This window comes from Allorhodopirellula solitaria (genome assembly GCF_007859855.1).
Classification (GTDB): Bacteria; Planctomycetota; Planctomycetia; order Pirellulales; family Pirellulaceae; genus Rhodopirellula; species Rhodopirellula solitaria.
The window spans coordinates 66,980-86,413 of sequence record NZ_SJPK01000014.1 but is presented as its reverse complement, the minus strand read 5'-3'; the positions used below and the strand labels follow the sequence as shown (position 1 = coordinate 86,413).

Genomic DNA, 19,434 nt, shown 5'->3' with positions numbered 1-19,434 from the left:
GTTCTACTCTAATGAATTGCGAGGAAATGTAACATCGGTGGGATTTTGCCAAGCATGACCTGCGATTCCCCACGGCCGGCACCTCTGCGAATCGGAGGGCATGCGACGTTTGCTGCACCCATTCACGCAAAGCCAAGCAGCCGCACGACTTCATCCTTCAGAGCGAATTCTGATGATGCTCGTGCGGATAAGGCTCCAAATGCACGAGCACGTCTCGCAAGCTGATGAATTGTTCGAGCAAGTGATCCTTGACTCGGTGCCCGATCCGATGCCCCTCCGCAACAGTTAGAGCCTGATCCACCTCAATATGAATGTCAGCGAAGTACTCCAGTCCCGACTTCCTCACCCAGAGGGTTTCCACATTTTCGACGCCGTCGACCTCCACAGCTGCCGCTCGCATCCTGTCGACTAAGTCTGGATTGGCTTGGACATCCATCAGTTCGCTGGCGCTGGCTCGAAACAGCTGGACCCCAGTCCAGACGATGGCCGCGACGACGACCAGTGACGCCGCTTCGTCAGCCCAAGCGAACCGTGGGCCACCGAACCGAACGGCCGCCAAGCCAATCAGTACTGCCAAGGCGCATAACGCATCGCTGCGATGATCCCAGGCATTGGCGATGATCGAAGCCGACCCGGTACGCTTGCCCACCTGGACCTTGTAACGGTACAGACCCTCTTTGATGATCACGTTGCCGCCGGCTATCCACAACGTCCAAGCCGGTGGCACCGTATGCTCGGTCGAGATCCGCTGAATCGCTTCCCAACCGACCAATACCGCCGAAATGATCACCAGCAGAGCGACGTTCGAGGCGGCAATCCCCTCGGCGCGGGAGTGACCGTAGGGGTGCTCTGCATCGGCGGGGCGCTGCGCCACCCGGAGCGCGAACAGCACGACGAGAGTGGTGACGACATCCCCGATTGAATTGACCGCGTCGGCAATCAATGCGAACGAGCTGCCTAAAATTCCGCCAACAAGCTTGACCACACCCAATACGAGATTCACGACCAAACCGAGCAATGCGGCCTGGGTCACTTCACGGTAAAGCGATGAAACGGAATTCCGGTCAACCACTGCTATTCACCCAAATGCGGCCCACGGGATTGTTAGGCTGCGAGTCGATAACAAGTATAGCGATTGGCGATCAGAAAGGTTGGCGAGGGCCGAGAGCAACCCTAACGAGCAGCTCGCAGCTGGCCGCGGGCGCGGAGGACCGCTGTCTCCTTGATCTTCGCCAGCTCGGGCGTGTTGCTGGGCAATTCCAATGCTTCGCTAAGAGCCTGCGCCGCTTCGTCTGCTTGCAGTGAATCAACGGCGATGGCGCGGGCGGTCAAGACGTTGACCACGTCCGACTCGACTTGCGCAAAACCGCCATCAACAAAGTACCGCTGCGGGCCGGCATTGGTTTGCAATCGAAGCACGCCATAGCCGAGCCGCCCGATAATCGGTGCGCGTCCCGGTTGCACGCCGAGTTCACCATCATACATCGGTAGGGCCACGAACTCCGCTTCCCGGTCAAGCTCGGTTCTCTCGGGCGTGACCACGACACATCGAATAGACATCGGTTATTTCGACTCCATCTTCTTGGCTTGTGCTTCGGCTTGCTCGATCGCACCGACATACATGAAGGCTTGCTCGGGCAGGTGGTCCCACTTGCCGTCGCAGATCTCTTCGAAACTACGAATCGTATCAGCCAGCGAGGTGATCTCACCGGGCTTGCCAATGAAGACTTCCGCGACGAGGAAAGGTTGCGATAGGAATCGCTCAATTCGACGGGCGCGGTGGACGATGGTCTTGTCTTCTTCGCTGAGTTCATCGACACCGAGAATCGCAATGATGTCTTGCAGTTCGCGGTACCGCTGCAGGATCGTTTGCACCCGGCGAGCGATCGTGTAGTGCCGGTCACCGACGTATTGCGGGTCGAGGATCCGCGAGTTCGACGCCAAGGGATCGATAGCGGGGTAGATGCCTTTCTCAGAAATCGAACGTTCGAGGTAAATGAACGCGTCGAGCTGACCGAATGCCGTCGCGGGTGCCGGGTCAGTCGGATCATCCGCAGGCACGTAAACAGCTTGCACGGACGTGATCGCACCCTGTTTGGTCGACGTGATCCGTTCCTGCAACGCACCCATTTCCGTCGCCAAAGTCGGTTGGTAACCCACTGCGGATGGCATCCGTCCGAGCAGGGCCGATACTTCCGACCCAGCCTGGGAGAAACGGAAAATATTGTCGACAAACAACAGTGTGTCCGCACCCGTGGTGTCGCGGAAAAACTCCGCCATGGTCAAAGCGGAGAGGGCGACGCGAAGTCGCGATCCTGGTGGCTCGTTCATCTGACCGAACACCATGCAGGTCTGTTCAATCACGTTTCGACCGGTCGAGCCGATCTCAGTGTCTTGCATTTCTAACCAAAGGTCAGTGCCTTCGCGGGTCCGTTCGCCCACGCCGGCGAACACCGAATAACCACCGTGACTACTAGCGATCCGAGCGATCAGCTCGGTCAAAATAACGGTCTTGCCCAGTCCAGCACCACCGAACAGCCCTGCTTTCCCGCCGCGAACAAACGGCGTGAGCAAATCGACGACCTTGATACCCGTCTCGAACAATTCAGTGTTTGTCGAAAGTTCATTGAGCGGCGGAGCCTGACGGTGGATCGGCCAATGATCTTCCGCTTGAACGTCACCGCGTTTGTCGATGGGTTGGCCGAGAACGTTGAAAACGCGGCCGAGTGTTTCTTTGCCCACAGGAACCGTCACGGGCTTGCCCGTATCGATGACGTCCATGCCCCGCATCATGCCTTCGGTGCTACCCAGCGCGATTGCTCGCACGCGGCTGCCACCGAGGTGCTGCTGGACTTCGCCAACAAGGTCAATCGTCACGCCTTTGTGCTCGCTGCGGATCGACAAGGCGTTGTAGATCTTGGGCAGGTGACCTTCGGGGAATTCAGCATCAAAGGTCGATCCGATGATCTGAGAGACACGACCGGCGACTTGATTTTCAGTTGCAGTGGACATGGGAAAACTCTTCGTGATTAGCTACTAGCCGCTAGCCACTAGCTATTAGCTCGGAAAATAGGGAATGGACCGGCCCGTTGGACCGTTTCGTTGTAAGTTGTTTCTTTGAGCTAGCAGCGAAATGCTAGCAGCGGAAAAGCGTTAGCCTTCCAGGGCTTCGACGCCGCCGATGATTTCCATGATCTCGCCCGTAATTTGGCTTTGACGAGCACGGTTGTAGGTCATCGAAAGCTGCTTGATCATATCGCCAGCACTCTCTGTGGCTCCCTTCATGGCAATCATCCGAGCGACTTGCTCCGACACGGCTGCGTCGAGGAAGCACTTGAACAATTTGACTTTGAAGCTCGTCGGCACGACCTCCTCAAGAATACTTTCTGCCGAGGGCAGGAACTCGTATTGCGAATGGGCGTTGCCTGCACCAACGGAATCGTCCACAGCGTCGTCGGACTCATCAGCGAGCGATCCGATTGGCAGCAGTGTTTCCACTACCGCAATTTGTTTCGAAGTGCTGATGAACTTGGTGTAGACCACATCGAGCCGGTCGATTTGGCCGGTGATGTACTGCTTCAAATAGGCTTCTGCGATCTTTTCAACTTCGGCGTATGCCGGCTGATCTTCGAACTGCAGGAACTGCTGGTCCGCGTCGATGCCGCGAAATTTCAAACCGTTGACGCCGCGTTTGCCCGAAGCATCGATGGAGACGCTCTCCATCTCTTCATTGAGTGAGCGTATGTGAGGCATCGCCGTTCGCAGGATCGAAGCGTTGTAACCGCCGCAAAGCCCACGGTTGCTTGCCAGCACCAACACGCGTGATGAGTTGATGTTGTCACGCTGTTCGAGCAGCGGGTGCTGCACGTCCGTACCGGCATCGGCCAGCTGCTTGACGATTTTCGTGATTTGATCGGTGTACGCCGTCGCGGCCGCAGCCCGATCCATCGCTTTCTTGTAGCGCGCCGTTGCGATCAATTCCATTGTCCGCGTGATCTTGCGGATGTTGCGGATTGACTTGCGTCGCTTATCGAGAGCACGTGCGTTGGCCATGGCCGATTACCTTTCGCCGACTTGGTAGATCGATTTGAATTCATTCACTGCGGCAACAATCCGCTCTACAATTTCGTCGCTCAGTTCAGGCTTCGCCGTCAGGTCGCTGAACAGAGATTCGTGCTTGCCGTGAATGAAATCGAGCATTTCACGCTCGAACTGTTGCACTTCTTTGACAGGCACGTCATCGAGCAGACCATTGGTACCGGCATAGATACTGACGACTTGTTCGGCGACCGATAGCGGTTGGTACTGAGGTTGTTTGAGCAGTTCCACCATCCGGTATCCCCGGTCCAGTTCCTTCTGCGTCGTGGCGTCGAGGTCCGTGCCCAACTGTGCGAACGCCTCCAGGGCCCGGAAGGCTGCAAGTTGCAGACGCAAACCGCCGGAAACCTTCTTCATCGCTTTGGTTTGAGCGGCCCCGCCAACGCGAGATACGCTGATTCCCGGGTTCATAGCAGGTCGCACGCCCGAGAAGAACAAGTCGGGCTGGACGTAGATCTGACCATCGGTGATCGAAATCACGTTGGTGGGAATATAAGCGGAAACCTCGCCCTCGAGAGTCTCGATGATGGGCAGGCTGGTGATCGAACCACCGCCAAGCTCATCGGACAGCTTAGAGGAGCGTTCGAGTAGACGACTGTGGCAATAGAACACGTCACCCGGGTAGGCTTCCCTGCCCGGTGGACGACGCATCAGCAAACTCATCTGCCGGTAGGCCGTCGCTTGTTTGGACAAATCGTCATAAACGACCAATGCATGACCGCCGTTGAACATGAAGTGCTCTGCCATCGCGGTTCCAGCATACGGAGCGATGTACTGGAGTGGGGCTGGCGAGGAGGCACCGGCAGCGATGACGGTGGTGTATTCCATCGCACCATAGCGTTCAAGCACATCGACGACGCTGGCGACCGCCGAATCCTTCTGGCCAATGGCGACATAGAAACACTTCACGCCCTGACCTTTTTGGTTCAGGATCGCATCGATCGCAATCGCCGTTTTGCCTGTCTTGCGGTCACCGATGATCAGTTCCCGTTGACCGCGACCGATCGGCGTCATCGAATCGATCGCCTTGATGCCGGTCTGTAGCGGCTCGGTGACGGGCTTCCGCTCCGCAACACCGGTAGCAATGATCTCGACCGGACGGGTGACGTCCGATTGCACGGGGCCTTTTCCGTCGAGTGGATTGCCGAGCGGATCGAGTACGCGACCGACGACTGCTTCGCCGGCGGGCACCGACAGAAGTGTGCCGAGGGCTTTGACTTCGTCGCCTTCCTCAATGGTCAGGTAATCGCCGAGAATGATCACCCCGACGCTGTTCTCTTCCAGGTTGAATGCCAGTCCGATCGAACCGTTGGGGAACTCGACCATCTCGCCAGCCATGACGCCGGAGAGACCGTAGACACGGGCGATCCCGTCACCGACTTCCAAAACCGTGCCGACTTCGCGGACATCGATCTTGCTGTCAAACTGTTCGATCTCGGCTTGCAAGACCGATGCGATTTCATCGCTGTTGAATTTCACTGGACCGTACCGTTATTTCAATGATTGAGACGTTGAGGGGGATGTTTGTGGGAAGGACATTGCTGGGAAGGGAACGCCCTGGGCTTGCTGTGAAGCTTTTGTTTCTTCGGTTTCTTCGATTTCTTCGGTGGCTGACGACGCTCAACCACCCACGAATTGGCTGGGTCGATCAAGTAATTGGCGGGCAAATCCAGCCGCTGCCGCATCACCAACCTTGTTGATTTGGCTAGCGACGGATGAATCAAACACGGTGTCTCCGACACGAACGACGAGTCCGCCGATAATATCGGGGTCAACGACCTCATGCAGCCGCACCGTTTTACTAAAATACGAATTCAATTGTTGATTTACTGCTTCCCGGAGGCCATCGTCCATCGGTACCGCTGTGCGGACCTCGGCGAGCAATCGCCCGCTGGCCTCGTCATGCAACTTCACCATCGCATCGCGAACCGCAGTGACATAAGCGAGACGCTGGCGCCCCGCCATCACCTTGAGGAACTTCAGTAACGTCGGGTGGGCGTCGGCGAGCAATCGGTCGAGCACTCGGCATTTTTCTGCCGAGTCAATCCGAGGCGACGCGAATGCCGCCCGCAATTGACCGTGGTACGCGAGGCCCTCGTCGCACAACGCATTGAACTCGCTCAGGACTTGATCCGTTGAGCCTTCTGCCTGTGTCACACCCAGCAATGCCCGGGCATAGGTCTTGCCGAGTTGCTCGGCACCGACATCGAGCGTCGTGGGTTGGGAAACAGATTCGGACACGTCAGGGTCTCAGCAAAAAGGCGACAAGAAGTACCAAGGGAGCGGTCCAAGGATGCACGGCCCGGCAAACGGGCCGCCGCTTGGACGAGTGATCGTTAGTTATTGCTGGGCAATCGCTTCATCGCTTTGGCGACAAGGTCCGCGTGATCTTGTGCATTGAGCTCACGGCCTACCACGCCCCGAGCGACTTGCATCGCCATATCCGAGGTGCGAGAAGCAATATCGGCCATCGCGACCTTCTTCGCGTTTTCGATATCAGCGACCGCTCGTTCTCGCTGAGCAGCAGCTTCTACTTTTGCCTGTTCAACGATTCGCTGGCCGTTGGCCTCGGCATCGCTTCGCGCCTCGGCAAGCATGGCGTGGGTCTGCGTTGCCGCTTCATCGAGTTTGGTTTGATAGCCAGCCAAGATCGCCTGAGCTTCCGCATTGGCTTTCTCGGCAGTCTCGAGGTCTTCGCGGATCTTATCCTCGCGAGACTGCAAGCCGCCCAGGACACTGGGCCAAACGAAAATCGATAGGACCGCGAGCACGCAAACGAAGACGACGAGGTTCCAGAACGCTGAGCCGAAATCGAAAGAAAGGATCGGGGGCTTTGCACGCTCCTCGTGATCGTCCGCTGCTGCATGCGAATCGCCTTCTGTTTCAACCAGGCCGGCATCTTCCTCGACGTCAGCGAAAGCGGGCGTTGGAGAGACCAGCATGGCGGCACCCGACAGACCTACTGTCAATATTGCCGTTCCCGACAACGCCGGGAGGCTCAGGCAGGTCATCAGACAAAGGGCGAGAAAGCGTTTCATCGATCAGCTCAGTGACAAACAATCAGGGCAGGGGATACGAACCGTGCCAACCGCAGGCGACTGCGGCGGCAAGGACTCCAAGTCAAGGAACAACCCGAGACTAAGCGGACCGGCAGAGCAGGATGAACACAAGCGCGATCACGGTAACACCTTCGATCAGTGCCGCCGCGATAATCATCGCTGTCTGAATCCGACCGCCCGCTTCAGGCTGGCGGGACATCGCGTCTACCGCGTTTCCACCGATGCGACCGATGCCGACTGCAGCACCAATGACGATCAAGCCGATACCGATACCGAGACCCATGCGTCCGAAGTCATTCGCGACAGACTGGGCCAAAATCATTGCCATTTCCAACATCTTCAAAGAGCTCCGTAAATTTTTGAGCGGGTAAAAGTAGGGTCAGTGGTCAGGTAATCGATCGGAAAACATTCCGCTGCCGTCGATAACACTGTAGGGTCATTCGATCAGCGTGAGATGGAAGCCCCGCCCGAGATTCATTAAGAAGGCAAATCATAAAGAGAATAAGGGGGGGGCGTCGATGGGGCTAAGACGTTGAATTTAGCAATAATTCGCTTTTCCCGCGTGTTCTGAACGCTCTGCGACAATATGACACGCAATTCGCAGCCCCGGGCCCCGCCCGTCGCTGTTGGCCTACTCGCTCTTGCCTAGCCCTCGGCGGTGATAGGAGCACGCAAGCAGTGCGTTAGGACTCCGTCCCTCCCCGACGTGACAGCATTCGGCCGGGGCATTACAACGGTGCCCATGAACACTCAATCTCCCGGCGATCCTGACCCCGTTCCGCTGCCGAGCATCGACGAGGCTGCCATCATGCTGCGCTCGGCACTGGGCCAGTTAGAGTTTGCCCGTCGATACACCGTGGAATTGCTCGAGGCCACCCCTCAGGATCGTTGGTACGAAATTCCTCCCGGCGGCGTCACGAACATCGCTTGGCAGATCGGTCACCTCGCCGTCAGTCAATACGGCTTGATGATGTTCCGCATGCGTGGCCGCCACCCCGACGATTTGGAATTGATTCCCGGACGCTTTCGCAAAGCATTCGGCCGAGGCAGCACGCCGCCTCCGTCTGCCGAAGGGGGCCCCACTGCCGACGCGCTGATGGCGAAACTTGACCAGGTGCACCGATCCGCGGTGCAGGAGGTGTCTCGGATTGATCGCTCGACGCTGCTCGATCCCGTCGATATGCCCTATGCAGTCTATCCCTGTAAAATAGGTGCGATTCTGTTCTGTCCAATGCACGAGACCCTCCATGCAGGGCAGATCGGCTTGACGCGCCGTGCCCTCGGGCTGGATCCCATCCGATGAGCGAAGATGACCAGTTCGATGACGAGCTATTCTCAGCGGCGATCCGGACCGTGGACGAATCCATCTATGACCACCCGAAGTATTACGACCTTGTGTTCGGCGCCGATGTCGCTGCGGAAACGAAGTTCATCCTCGCCTGCGAGCAAGCCTACGGCAGCGGCGAGCCGGGATGGTATTTCGAGCCTGCCTGCGGGACGGGGCGACTGCTCTTTGCACTGGCGCGGCGCGGACTCGATGTTTGCGGATTGGACCTTAATGAAAAGGCGGTTGCCTTTTGCAATCAACGCCTGCAACGGCACGGCTTCCCTGCCGCCGCGATCGTGGCGGACATGTGCGATTTTTCACGCCGCGATTTCAGAGGGGTGCTCCCCAAGTCACGCAGTCAATCAGGTCCGGTCGGAGTGGCGCTGAACACCATCAATAGCTTTCGCCATGTCGGCAGCGAAGCCGAGGCGCGGGGACATCTCGAGTGCATGGCTGAGATCGTTCGCCCGGGCGGAATCTACTTGCTCGGTGTACACCTGACCCCGACCACAGTGCCGCCGAGCGAAACCGAGAGCTGGTCGGCGCGTCGCGGGCACCTGGCGATCAATACGCACATGTGGACAATCGACCGCAACAAACAGAAACGCCTGGAGCAATTCGGCATTCGGTTCGACGTCCATACACCGAGCGATAGCTTTCGTATCAACGACGTCCTGAGACTGCGCAGCTACACGCCCGTGCAAATGCGGCGGCTGATCGACGCCAGTGGCAAATGGGAGTGCGTCGCCACCCATGATTTCAGCTACGACATCGACTCTCCCATCGAAGTCGATGCCGCCACCGAAGATGTCGTCTACGTGCTCCGCAGGCGATAGTGGGAGTAAAATTCCTGACCAGATCAATTGCAGAGGCCAGTTTCAATGCTGAGTTCCGCAATCGCGACCGAAAAAGCCAGGAGCCAATTTGGCTAATAACCCTTCTTGTATTTGTCTGCCTCCGCCTGAACTTGTTCTTCATAATCAATCATGTCCTGCTCGGTCATCGACCCATCACCAGGTTCAACAACCGTGTTGCCGGAGCCACCGCAGCCTGAAACGGAGATCGCATAGGCAGGTACAAGCAGCACAAGCAAGGACAGCCTGCAAATGCGGAAAAAGGTGAGTGTATTCATTTTGCGTAGCGATTCAAGAAAAGGGGGTATGGTGAAATTAAAGAAAGGGGCTGTTGGAGATCAATGTGCCGTTGGGGTAATCCCGGCAAATTGAAATTACCACTGCCGCATCAGATTTTGTCAGGCAAGGGCGTTTGAACTGCGCCACAAGGCAGTTTATTTTTGCCGAGCAGAATGTGGTAGATCATGATGACGGCTGCCACAAAAAGTGAGGCTCGCACCAAGGTAATGGACGCCTCCGCCAGCGGAAGTTGCGGATCCTAGGGGGCTTCAAACACCTCTTTTGCATTTCGGGTCCCCATTGCTCCCCAGACACCGTATGGCGATTCAGCCCCCGGAGAGTTCTCAGACCAGATCACTTCAGCGTGTGAGTTGCCGGCTTCAATGCTATCGGTGACAAACTTGATGGCCCCATCGCCCATAACGAGATGAACACCACCTTGGTGATTGCTGCTTGGCGGCACGACAGCCCATCCTGAATCTGCTGTGCCGGGAAGGACGCACTCTCGGTTCGGTGGCAATATAGTATTGACGACGGAATAAATCTGGGCGGCATCAGCCCATCGATAGCCCCGGCCGTAAGACGCAGTTCGCCTTACAATTGAATCGGTCGCATCGGCCCAGAACTGCGGGCGTTGAGGATCAGTTGCTCCGACGGTCTGTGCCCAGCCTGGATCTGATCCTAGCGGCCTATTCCCAGGCCCGACTGCAGCATCAGTGGTAATGCGCCTAGGATCGGTATGCGTCGCCATTTCCGCCAGCATAATCGTATTGCTCAGCCCGTCAGTAATGTCGCGGAATTGCATAGCGGGGCGTGATCGACCGTTGCCAAGCCCCTGGACGCCCTGGCAAGTCCAGCGAAAAACGAAAAAGCCCCGATTACCCTGTTGGACCTGGCTCGCATTTCCGCCGTTCTCGTGGAAGAATCCGTTCGTTGCTGAAAGTGGTCCTTGGTCGCTGTAGTGCAAGCTATCGCCATAACTGCAGGCATAGTTTGACCGCCCCATAGCCGGAGCACCCGTACCAGGATCGCTGGGGCAGCGATAGGCACCGATGTCAGTCATCCATGGAGTGTAATTTTGCTCCCAGGCTCGTGGTCCCATTGCCGGATAGTCGACCGTGCCATCGGCATCGCTATCCATCGGATTTGAAATCTGCTGCCACATCGCCTGCTGCTCGATATAAGGCAGGATTGGAATCAGCCAACTAATTCGTCGGCCATTACCCGCATTGCCGTTGGATGTGATTTGACTGCCAGCCGTATTGTCCGTTCCACCACCGTTGACTGGCAACGCGTTGAATGCACTGTGGTAGTTGTGAATTGCTAAGCCCAGTTGTTTCATGTTGTTGCTACAACTCATGCGACGAGCGGCTTCGCGAGCGGCTTGCACCGCAGGCAGCAACAGTCCCACCAGCACACCAATAATGGCAATCACCACCAGCAATTCCACGAGGGTGAATGCGCGCCTAGCACGCCCACGAATTTGTATCGCCATGTAAAGAAACCTCAACTATCAAGACAAAATAAGACAGGTAAATCGACACACGCCGACTTAGCAGGGAAAGGTGACACCATTGTTCCGATTACCCCGCCCCGAGTGCATTATGGCAAGGTCGTTTAACGTTGTCAATGCATAAAGATGTGGATTTCCCCGCAGTGCTGGCGTGACTGACAGTTCCTGCGTGAAGCCGATTGCCGGTGGAGTGCAGTTGCCAGGCTAAGCATGGGCTGTTCAATCTTTGGGGTTGACATTGAAAATTGGTGTTTGCGCCCGAGCGATTTCTTGTCAAGATATTCGTGTCGTCCCAACCTCGCAATGGATTGCTCAATGCCTGCCGCTCGCTCCGACGCATCGACGCCCATTTCTCGTAAAATCTCCCGGCTCACCGAAAGCCGCGATTTGTGGAAGACGAAGTATCGGATGCTGATGACGCGGTGTCGCGTTCTCGAAAACCAAGTCCGAGCTGTCGAAGCCAGTCGCAATCAGTGGCGACAGAAGTTTCGCGACAGCCAAGATCTAAAAAAAAGCTAACGCCTGAGCAGTGTCCCGAACTGCCTTCACCGCAACCAGGCAGCGGATTGATTTTATGGCGTCAGCCGATCGCGGATGAATTGTGCCTAGCACCTCAACCCAGCGAACAGCAACTGTCCATCGTCTCCTTCTCGGAGAGACGTGTGCGAGGCAGTTCGTTCCCGGTTTTGATCGTTCTGATGGGGTTGCAATTGATGCTCCGGGCGGCAACCAGTCTACGCGGAGCTGCGAAATCGATTGAGATTAGCGAAGAAATCTATCGTGGCCGACTTCTCGCTGGGCCGTGCCATAATACCGTTCGCAATCATTTGCTCCGGATTGGGCTGTATGAACTTAATCGAGCCAAAGCGAAGCTGACCGATTGGGTGTGGATTGTCGATCATACGATCCAGGTTGGGCATCAACTCTGCATGGTTGTGTTGGGAATTCCACTCTCAGAATTTCAACAGCTTCGTCGTCCGCTGCAATGCACCGACATGCAGGTGCTAGAAATGCTTCCGATGGAGAAATCCAACGGGGAAATCATGGGAGGTCACTTTACCGATCTGGCGAGTCGATACGGTCATCCGATGGCCGTCGTATCCGATGAAGGCTCCGATATTAGCGGTGGATTCAATGTGCTTTGCCTGGGCGAACATGCTCCTGTTCGATGTATCGATATCGTCCACAAGATATCACGCTTGATCAAGAAGATTCTCGAACGCCAAGAGAAGTGGGGTGAGTATCGCAAGCAGAGCTGTGCCACTGGCAACCGCTTGCGACAAAGCAAACTCGGTCATTTGCCTCCGCCGAAGCCCAAGACCAAAGCTCGACATATGAACCTGGGTCCAGAGATTCAGTGGGGTGTAGGCATCCTGCTTCTTCGCGATGGGATCGCGAAGAATCTGAATTATGATGATGAGCAACGCCAGAAATTACTCGATTCGACGGCAGCGATTCCCGGCGGCGTTAAAAACACCGTGTTTTGCGGGGTCGGCATTTGCTAGCACTTCGCCATGATTTCGATGGGACGTGGGCTGCCGAAATTTCGCGGATTTCCTATCATGGGAACTCCAAAATCCCTAGGCATGGAGCACTTTCGTCATGGCAGATCGTACGCTTTCTCCGAGAACTCGACGGTTCCTGTCCGCCGATGCACTCTTCAAGCTGCTGCGGAATCGATTCGAAGCTGTCCAAGATGATCGGAAAGACGCCAACGTCACCTACCCGCTGGTCGATGTGATGATGAGCGCTCTGGCCATGTTCGTCTTCAAGGATCCATCCCTGCTCGCGTTCGAAGATCGAAAAGACGATCCATCACTCAAAAGCATCTTCAATATCAAGAAGATCCCAAGCGATTCGCAAATGCGAGAGATCCTCGACCCCGTCGATGTCGAACACCTCAACGAAGCCTTTGCTGACATCTTTGCTGAACTCCAACGCGGTGGGGTGCTCAAGTCGTTTCGATACCTTGACGGAGGGTACTTGCTGGCGATCGACGGCACCGGTTTTTTTAGTTCCTCGAAGATCTGCTGCCCGAGTTGCCTAGTTAAGAAATCCAAAGACGGAAAAACGAAATACGCCCACCAAGGCGTTGCGGCGGTCTTGATCCATCCAGAGCGTAGCGAAGTGATTCCGTTGGCGATCGAACCGATCATTAAACAAGATGGAGAAACCAAGAACGACTGTGAGCGAAACGCCACACGGCGGTTACTCAAACGAATCAAGAAGCAACACCCCAAACTCAAGCTAACAGTCACCGAAGACGGTTTGGCAAGCAATGCGCCGCATATCGCTGACCTCGAAGAATTCGGCTACCACTACATCCTGGGTGCCAAACCGGGCGATCACAAGCATCTGTTTGATCAAGTGATCGATGCCGGAGACGATTCGCAATTGCACAGTATTCGAACTGCAAAGATTGATCAGAAGGGTTCCTACCGCGAGACCCAGTGGGCCAAGCAGCTGCCACTGAACAAGAGCAATCCTGACGTGCTCGTGAACTATGTCGGGCAAGCTGACTTGACGAGCGATGGGAACATCAAATCCATGTTCAGCTGGGTGACCGATCACGCCGTCACTCGCGCAACGGTTTTACAGATCGCTGCTGGGGGACGTTGCCGTTGGCGAATCGAGAATGAGACTTTCAACACACTCAAGAACCAAGGTTACAACTTCGAGCACAACTATGGCCACGGCACGCAGAACTTATCAACGGTTCTGATGCTCTTGATGATGCTTGCGTTCTTGATCGATCAAGTTCAGCAAGCATGCTGTCCGTTGTTTCAAGCAGTGCTTTCTAAATTGGGTTCGCGCCGTAGTCTTTGGTTCCGACTTCGCAGTGCCGTCGACTCGTTCATCTTTCGCAGTTACCGCGAGATACTCGAGGCTTTGCTAAGTGATCGCTGTCGGTATCGATTCTTGCCGCCCTAAAGTCATGTGATGGGGAAGTCGAGCGTTGGGCGTCAGAAAAGCAATCCCACCGGGATTCGATGCTCGGGGTACGCGCCGAGGGCCGCGAAGACCATCNTTTTCTCGTCCTGTTGGCTCCAANTAGTCGAAACAGCGCTGCTCGACGCCCACAATCGGAGCAACATCACCGATCACACCCTCCAAAACTCAACCATTGCGGTTCGCCTGCGGCCTATCCACCCAACGGATGGGTTCCGCCGGGAACTGCTGGTGTCAGTTCCCTGAAAGTTCGCTCCCCAACCTGTATCGGACTGCTCAGTCCCGTTCACTTCTTGGGAGGTTTCCAGGCTGGGATTCCGAGGGCCTTGCGTTTGGACAAAATCGCTCCGGAGGTCACCCCGAGTTTTCTCGCCAGCTCAGCATCGCTGATGACACCGAGCTGTTTGCGAATCTTAGGATCGTTCCAATCGACCTTGTTCACACGTCGAAAGGCGGCGATGCCGAGTGCGCGACGTTTTTGTGCGATGAATTCAGGGGACAGGCTGAGTTCCTGTGCGAGCACATCATCATGTACCCGTCCGAGTCGCTTAAGATTTTTCTTTTTCCAGATGAAGGGCGCTGTGCTTCGGCAGGGAGCAATCCCCGCGTCGTTGCGGGCGTTGCGAATAAATGTCGGTGAGAAGCCAAACTGTTTCGCCAAGACATTATCGGGCACCGTCCCGAGCAGCTCGCGGGCTTCGACGGATAGCTCTTGGCTGCGGCGTTTGCATGGCTCGATTTCGAGTTCCTCTCGTTTCTTGCGGACCACGCTCGGGGAGACGTTCCACTGCTTGCCCAGCACGTGATCTGGATCACGCCCCAATTGGTCGATCCGTTTCTTTGTCCATCGCAAACTGGATTTCTTACCCGGTGAGGGGATCCCCAGTTGAACTCGCCGGTACATCACCTGCTGCGGCCTGACGCCGATCTTGGCCGCAACACGCCGGTCCGAAGCGGTGCCAAGTAACTGATCGTCTTGCTCGGTCCAGTGGTGCGCGAAACGATCCATCGGAGGCGCCTGGTCGATGCCATGCAGGGCTCGATAGATCCGGATCTTGTAACGGGCAACGCCATAGGTCTTCGAGAGCCGCTGATCGGTTTCTTTCCCTACCAGCTCGATCACGTCGAGCGGCAATTCCGGATCGGGATCCATCGTGGCTCGGCCAAAGGGAGGGATCCCTTCCTCGATGCGCCGCAGCTTCACGGCACTGTGTGCCACGCCGTACTCGCGGGCCAAGGTCCCGTCGGGCACATCCCCGAGCATCCGTAGCATCCCCGGCGTCCATTCGACTTCACCGCCCCGGCGATAAGGCTCAATCTCCAAGGCGTTGCGGTGGTTGGTCACGATGGAAGGTGTGAGGTCGAGCTGGTGCGCGATGACTGTATCAGGCTCGGTTCCGAGCAGTGCTTCCTCACTCGCGGTCCAGCGATGCGGTGGGCGATGTTGCTGCGTCGCATCGATCGCCTCGGGAACCTGATACGGAGGAATCTGCAAGTCGATTCGCCGCTTGCGAACCCAATAGGACTTGATACCCGTTTGCGCAGCAATTTCGCGATCCGGCATCGTCCCCAGCAGCGACTCGTGCTTCGCAGTCCACGCGGGTTCCTCTGACGTGGGCCGCAGGATACCGAGCTCATGCCGACGTCTTCGAATGGCAGCGCGACGAATGTGAAATTGGACGGACGCTTCGACGTCGGTCATGTTTTCCAACGCTCGATCGATCGCCTGCGTCCAACGGGTCTGTTGGTGGGTGGTGGGTTCGCTCATGACGGAGCCAATGGATCAAGGACACCGAGAAATACGAACCTTATTCTAACTTTTGCTCGATCAGCCGGCAACTTGATCTGCAGAGCGCCGACGGCGTCGACGAACCAGACTCACCCCAAAACACAGGCAGGAAACCGCGCCGGTCAGGGCGACTGCGGAGGGTTCGGGGATGGCGACCGCCGTGGTGATGCTTCCACCGTCAAAGGCCAAGCCGATGCCTTCTATCTTGGTGCCGGTGAAGGAAATCGTCAGATGATCGATGCCCTGGCTAAACCCACTGAAGGAATAACGCCAAGGCAATCCATCGTTGCCGAAGTCTGGAGAGTTGGGGTCACTCGACCCGTCGAAGGTCGTTCCCTCAGGCGATAGCTCGGACGCCAGCAGATTCCCATTAGAATCGAAGGCTTCGACAAGATACTGCTCCGACCCCGGACCGCCGGCTGGGCCTTGCGTTAGACTTCCGTCGATATCCCAAATATCACCGAAGGTGCCCGTGACGACATGCGTCTGCGAACCACCGAACTGGATAAGAAACGTCCCGTTCTGCACGCTACCATCGAGTGTGTTGGCGCGGAGCAGGAAATTGCCAATCTGCCCATCGGCGGTGCCATCCCGTCCGACGTCATAGACATCATTCCCGCCGGTATCAAATGCAAACCCGTTTGTGCCTCCGATTTCGGAGCCATGGGCCTCAAAGAAGACACCGGGATCGGGATCGATCAAACCATCACCATTCAAATCGAGTCCAAATCGGGTCGTTATGCCATTGGAATCAACGTAGGCGCCCGTGAGCGCCTCATCATCGGTCGGCAGACCGCCACCCATGGAGAGGGGTCTCGACTCAAAATCGATTTCAGTGGTCACCGCGGCCCCCGCGAAGTTGCCCTGAATCAAAACCAGCGCCAACGAGAGCGGCAAAACGAATAACTTCTTCATGACGATCAAACTTCCAGTTGGTATCTCTATCCAAGGTACGGTAGCACCGCAACGACGCACCAGCAGGTCTGCTCACTCTCGTGAATCGGCAAGCGGTCCTTGCCTTAGACAGCTGAACACGCGATGAGCGTATTATTCCACCTGCAACGCTTCCTTAGCGTAGTCGTTCGGTAACCAGGCTCAAGCAGAAATCGTTCTCGCGTCAAGAATTTCCGACCCCTGGGTTGACCGCGGCCTGCACCGGGGAGGGGTGTCTCGCAGGAGCCAGTCGAGAAATTGCTGGCTATCCAGGTCGCCTCGGTTGCGACCCTCAGTGCCGCCACCACGGATACAGATCGAAATCATGGGATCGATGAAGGCGATCAAACGGCAGTGAGCGGCCAACGGAGCGATTTGGCTGGTGATCATTTTCCTCGGAGGTGCCGCCACACTCTGCCAGGTGATATTCGATCGCGACAAGTCGGCAGTCGGCATGGCGTTCCTGTCGGTCTGTGGCTGGACATTCTGGTGTTGCTGCTCGAGTTGGCTGTTGGGCGTCCGGCGACATGTGACACGTTTTATGGAACGTCCGGTCGATCAACTAACCTTCGTCGACAAGCATGTGTCGAGCAATCGATTGGCAGATGTCTTGCGGGTAATGCAAGAATACCAGCAGGAAACTCAATCGGATCGACTACCCCTCTTCGGGACTGTCTATGAATTGAAATCACATCGTCTGAACAATCCGAGCATCGAGGAGATCGCTTGGCGAACGGTAGACGTTGTCGGTGGCAATCTCGTCAACATTCCTGAAAACGCCGTTTTCCGGTTGACCATCCATGATCAAAAATGTGTTTTCAAAGCCTCCGGGGGATCCGGTTCCAGGGATAATCCGCAGGGCGATTCCATAGGCTACGGTGATGAACGCCGTTGGCGTCAAGAACCAAAACGGAATACAACCCAAACACTCAATAGCTTTGCGTTTGAGCCGACCAGTCCCAACCTACTTCACGCCACCACACTGGAATACCTCGATTCCAAGTTCCGCTGCGGCGACTGCCTTGGCCTGCAGGGCGAGGTCGGCTTCCGCTTCCGATTGGGCATAGGCGACTTGGAGGTGATTAGCGTGGTGGCGGGCCATCATCTGATCCCGGGTCACGCCGTGCAGCACCGCGTGCATGACCGGCCACACCGGGGTCGTGCTATCCCAGCGACGCTGAGTTTCCTCAGCCGGCAATTCCACTGCCGTGGCCCGGCCGATGTCCATTTTCAATCGTCCGTCGGCTATGAAAATCCGTGACCACACGACGGCCCCCGGCTTCGAGACACCACGCACCGTGCTGCCGCCGCTGGGGAAATACATCGGCGGTTGCCGAAAGCCTTCCGCATCGGCCCAGCCACCAGCAAAGTGCGACGCGGGCACGGCGCCGCTGATCTCCAACACCCAGACCTCGTCATCGACCGTGCCGGTTGGATCGCGGTCGGACCAGCGCAAATCATGCAGCGTGTTTTCAACAGGTTGACCCAAGGCCCGGTGGACGCGGTCGGTCAGCATCCCATCGACGCCCGCACACTCGTCGACTTCGTTGAAGTGAGTCAGGGGGCGCCCTGCAAAAAGCTCGCGGGCCCCGTCGCGTGACTTCACCGCAGGCCGCACCGAGTCGTTGAGCATGCCCTCGACCAAATCGCTCGCCGGCAAGAGATCCTTGAGGCCTTGCTGATACTGAATCCCGATGCAATCGCAACCGAAATCGTCTGCGATCCGCAGCGCAGCTATATACATCCGGCATTGGTCGAGAATTTGAGCATCGGTGAGATCGGTCGCTGGGTCACCCCCTGTATGAAACGTCATTCCTTTTTGATCGAGCCAATCGCGGACACCTTGTGCCTCGTCGTCCGACACACTGCGGGTTTCGTGATACAGCGCCGATTGGCTGAGCCGCTCTTTGAAAATGCCTAGCGGGTTGAGCAGCGAATCGGGGATGATCGCATTGAACATGCCCATGCAACCCTCATCAAAGATGCCCATGATCGCGTAGTCACGCTGGAAGGACTGCGCTACCTCTTTTCCGACCGCCTGCGCCCGATCATCACACGCCGATGCGTCGAAGGACTGGACATGGGATGTGTCATGCGTGAGCGTACCGGTTTCCAACCACGACTGCAGTTTCTCTAAAAAGACATCGTCATCAAAGTTCTTGCTCCACAGCGAGCAATACTTCACGCCAGCCTTGGCGAGCGATCCGTTCAGGTTCAGCAATCCCACCAACCCCGGCCACTGCCCGGACCAGTTCGCGACCGTGAGGATGGGGCCGCGGTGCGAAATCAAACCTGCCAGCACATGGTGCGAATACTGCCATACCGCTTCGGCGACAATCACGGGCGCATCGGGATCGATACCGCGAAAGATATCCATCCCTTGCCGCTGCGAACGGATGAAGCCGTGACCGCGAGCCTCGTCAAAATCGTGTCCGCGAACGATCGTGCGGCCAAAGCGTTCGACCGCAGCAGTGAGCTGGGCTTCCATCGCTTGCTGGGCTTCCCAACAGACTTGGTTTGCCGAATCGCGGAGGTCGCCCGAAGCAACAAGTGTGATCGGCGTGTTCGGGTTTGGTGATGCAGTGGACATGGGCGGCAGAGCAGGGCAGGGCGGTGTGAGGTAGAAAAAAAGT

At 56.6% G+C, this 19,434-nt stretch carries 18 protein-coding genes; 5 read left to right on the top strand and 13 right to left on the bottom strand.

Annotated features, from left to right (window positions below; all coding sequences use genetic code 11):
- Positions 1–157 precede the first annotated feature (157 nt).
- From CA85_RS20305 to atpE, 8 genes are all read right to left on the bottom strand, one after another.
- On the bottom strand, positions 158–1,072 hold the full coding sequence (locus CA85_RS20305) for a cation diffusion facilitator family transporter (RefSeq protein WP_146393185.1): 915 nt from the start codon (positions 1,070–1,072) through the stop codon (positions 158–160).
- Between the two features lie 101 nt (positions 1,073–1,173).
- The gene (gene atpC / locus CA85_RS20300; protein WP_146393184.1) at positions 1,174–1,560 is read right to left on the bottom strand and encodes an ATP synthase F1 subunit epsilon; all 387 of its coding nucleotides are present in this window, start codon (positions 1,558–1,560) and stop codon (positions 1,174–1,176) included.
- Positions 1,561–1,563: 3 nt separating this feature from the next.
- Entirely contained in the window at positions 1,564–3,012 is a 1,449-nt protein-coding gene (gene atpD / locus CA85_RS20295) for a F0F1 ATP synthase subunit beta (protein ID WP_146393183.1), read from the bottom strand.
- Between the two features lie 141 nt (positions 3,013–3,153).
- Complete coding sequence (gene atpG, locus CA85_RS20290; protein ID WP_146393182.1) at positions 3,154–4,053, bottom strand: ATP synthase F1 subunit gamma; 900 nt, start codon at positions 4,051–4,053, stop codon at positions 3,154–3,156.
- A gap of 6 nt (positions 4,054–4,059) precedes the next feature.
- Positions 4,060–5,577 carry a F0F1 ATP synthase subunit alpha gene (gene atpA, locus CA85_RS20285; protein ID WP_146393181.1) on the bottom strand — a complete coding sequence of 506 codons (1,518 nt, stop codon included), beginning with the start codon at positions 5,575–5,577 and terminating at the stop codon, positions 4,060–4,062.
- Between the two features lie 141 nt (positions 5,578–5,718).
- Positions 5,719–6,339 carry an ATP synthase F1 subunit delta gene (gene atpH, locus CA85_RS20280; RefSeq protein ID WP_146393180.1) on the bottom strand — a complete coding sequence of 207 codons (621 nt, stop codon included), beginning with the start codon at positions 6,337–6,339 and terminating at the stop codon, positions 5,719–5,721.
- Positions 6,340–6,434: 95 nt separating this feature from the next.
- Positions 6,435–7,136: a F0F1 ATP synthase subunit B family protein gene (locus CA85_RS20275; protein WP_146393179.1), complete on the bottom strand. Its 702-nt coding sequence runs from the start codon at positions 7,134–7,136 to the stop codon at positions 6,435–6,437.
- 100 nt (positions 7,137–7,236) lie between these two features.
- The gene (atpE, locus tag CA85_RS20270; RefSeq protein WP_146393178.1) at positions 7,237–7,494 is read right to left on the bottom strand and encodes an ATP synthase F0 subunit C; all 258 of its coding nucleotides are present in this window, start codon (positions 7,492–7,494) and stop codon (positions 7,237–7,239) included.
- Between the two features lie 405 nt (positions 7,495–7,899).
- Here atpE and CA85_RS20265 point away from each other — a divergent pair, with 405 nt between their 5' ends.
- Entirely contained in the window at positions 7,900–8,460 is a 561-nt protein-coding gene (locus tag CA85_RS20265; RefSeq protein ID WP_186775086.1) for a DinB family protein, read from the top strand.
- Positions 8,457–9,320, top strand: a complete 864-nt coding sequence (locus CA85_RS20260) for a class I SAM-dependent methyltransferase (protein WP_246113013.1) — start codon at positions 8,457–8,459, stop codon at positions 9,318–9,320. The genes CA85_RS20265 and CA85_RS20260 overlap by 4 nt, the downstream gene beginning before the upstream one ends.
- A gap of 92 nt (positions 9,321–9,412) precedes the next feature.
- Here the strand turns inward: CA85_RS20260 and CA85_RS20255 are convergent, their stop codons facing one another.
- Entirely contained in the window at positions 9,413–9,616 is a 204-nt protein-coding gene (locus CA85_RS20255; RefSeq protein ID WP_146393177.1) for a peptidylprolyl isomerase, read from the bottom strand.
- Between the two features lie 260 nt (positions 9,617–9,876).
- Positions 9,877–11,112 carry a DUF1559 domain-containing protein gene (locus CA85_RS20250; RefSeq protein WP_146393176.1) on the bottom strand — a complete coding sequence of 412 codons (1,236 nt, stop codon included), beginning with the start codon at positions 11,110–11,112 and terminating at the stop codon, positions 9,877–9,879.
- A gap of 333 nt (positions 11,113–11,445) precedes the next feature.
- Between CA85_RS20250 and CA85_RS20245 the strand changes: the two genes are divergently transcribed.
- The 3 genes from CA85_RS20245 (at position 11,446) to CA85_RS20235 (ending at position 14,061) form a co-directional block, all read left to right on the top strand.
- Positions 11,446–11,649, top strand: coding sequence for a hypothetical protein (locus CA85_RS20245; protein ID WP_146393175.1), 204 nt, complete (start codon positions 11,446–11,448; stop codon positions 11,647–11,649).
- 179 nt (positions 11,650–11,828) lie between these two features.
- Positions 11,829–12,635 carry a hypothetical protein gene (locus CA85_RS20240; protein ID WP_146393174.1) on the top strand — a complete coding sequence of 269 codons (807 nt, stop codon included), beginning with the start codon at positions 11,829–11,831 and terminating at the stop codon, positions 12,633–12,635.
- A 97-nt stretch (positions 12,636–12,732) separates the two neighbouring features.
- The gene (locus tag CA85_RS20235; RefSeq protein ID WP_146393173.1) at positions 12,733–14,061 is read left to right on the top strand and encodes a transposase; all 1,329 of its coding nucleotides are present in this window, start codon (positions 12,733–12,735) and stop codon (positions 14,059–14,061) included.
- Positions 14,062–14,365: 304 nt separating this feature from the next.
- Here the strand turns inward: CA85_RS20235 and CA85_RS20230 are convergent, their stop codons facing one another.
- From CA85_RS20230 to CA85_RS20220, 3 genes are all read right to left on the bottom strand, one after another.
- Positions 14,366–15,847: a hypothetical protein gene (locus CA85_RS20230; RefSeq protein WP_146393172.1), complete on the bottom strand. Its 1,482-nt coding sequence runs from the start codon at positions 15,845–15,847 to the stop codon at positions 14,366–14,368.
- A 60-nt stretch (positions 15,848–15,907) separates the two neighbouring features.
- Positions 15,908–16,783, bottom strand: a complete 876-nt coding sequence (locus CA85_RS20225) for a PEP-CTERM sorting domain-containing protein (protein ID WP_146393171.1) — start codon at positions 16,781–16,783, stop codon at positions 15,908–15,910.
- Positions 16,784–17,765: 982 nt separating this feature from the next.
- The gene (locus CA85_RS20220) at positions 17,766–19,391 is read right to left on the bottom strand and encodes an L-fucose/L-arabinose isomerase family protein (protein WP_146393170.1); all 1,626 of its coding nucleotides are present in this window, start codon (positions 19,389–19,391) and stop codon (positions 17,766–17,768) included.
- Between the last annotated feature and the right edge of the window lie 43 nt (positions 19,392–19,434).

What these genes read in the sequence shown, in the direction of transcription:
- atpC (WP_146393184.1), bottom strand. Translation starts at nt 1,560, where the DNA reads ATGTCTATTCGATGTGTCGTGGTCACGCCCGAGAGAACCGAGCTTGAC.
- atpD (WP_146393183.1), bottom strand. Translation starts at nt 3,012, where the DNA reads ATGTCCACTGCAACTGAAAATCAAGTCGCCGGTCGTGTCTCTCAGATC.
- atpG (WP_146393182.1), bottom strand. Translation starts at nt 4,053, where the DNA reads ATGGCCAACGCACGTGCTCTCGATAAGCGACGCAAGTCAATCCGCAAC.
- CA85_RS20275 (WP_146393179.1), bottom strand. Translation starts at nt 7,136, where the DNA reads ATGAAACGCTTTCTCGCCCTTTGTCTGATGACCTGCCTGAGCCTCCCG.
- atpE (WP_146393178.1), bottom strand. Translation starts at nt 7,494, where the DNA reads ATGTTGGAAATGGCAATGATTTTGGCCCAGTCTGTCGCGAATGACTTC.
- CA85_RS20265 (WP_186775086.1), top strand. Translation starts at nt 7,900, where the DNA reads ATGAACACTCAATCTCCCGGCGATCCTGACCCCGTTCCGCTGCCGAGC.
- CA85_RS20260 (WP_246113013.1), top strand. Translation starts at nt 8,457, where the DNA reads ATGAGCGAAGATGACCAGTTCGATGACGAGCTATTCTCAGCGGCGATC.
- CA85_RS20255 (WP_146393177.1), bottom strand. Translation starts at nt 9,616, where the DNA reads ATGAATACACTCACCTTTTTCCGCATTTGCAGGCTGTCCTTGCTTGTG.
- CA85_RS20250 (WP_146393176.1), bottom strand. Translation starts at nt 11,112, where the DNA reads ATGGCGATACAAATTCGTGGGCGTGCTAGGCGCGCATTCACCCTCGTG.
- CA85_RS20245 (WP_146393175.1), top strand. Translation starts at nt 11,446, where the DNA reads ATGCCTGCCGCTCGCTCCGACGCATCGACGCCCATTTCTCGTAAAATC.
- CA85_RS20240 (WP_146393174.1), top strand. Translation starts at nt 11,829, where the DNA reads ATGGGGTTGCAATTGATGCTCCGGGCGGCAACCAGTCTACGCGGAGCT.
- CA85_RS20235 (WP_146393173.1), top strand. Translation starts at nt 12,733, where the DNA reads ATGGCAGATCGTACGCTTTCTCCGAGAACTCGACGGTTCCTGTCCGCC.
- CA85_RS20230 (WP_146393172.1), bottom strand. Translation starts at nt 15,847, where the DNA reads ATGAGCGAACCCACCACCCACCAACAGACCCGTTGGACGCAGGCGATC.
- CA85_RS20225 (WP_146393171.1), bottom strand. Translation starts at nt 16,783, where the DNA reads ATGAAGAAGTTATTCGTTTTGCCGCTCTCGTTGGCGCTGGTTTTGATT.
- CA85_RS20220 (WP_146393170.1), bottom strand. Translation starts at nt 19,391, where the DNA reads ATGTCCACTGCATCACCAAACCCGAACACGCCGATCACACTTGTTGCT.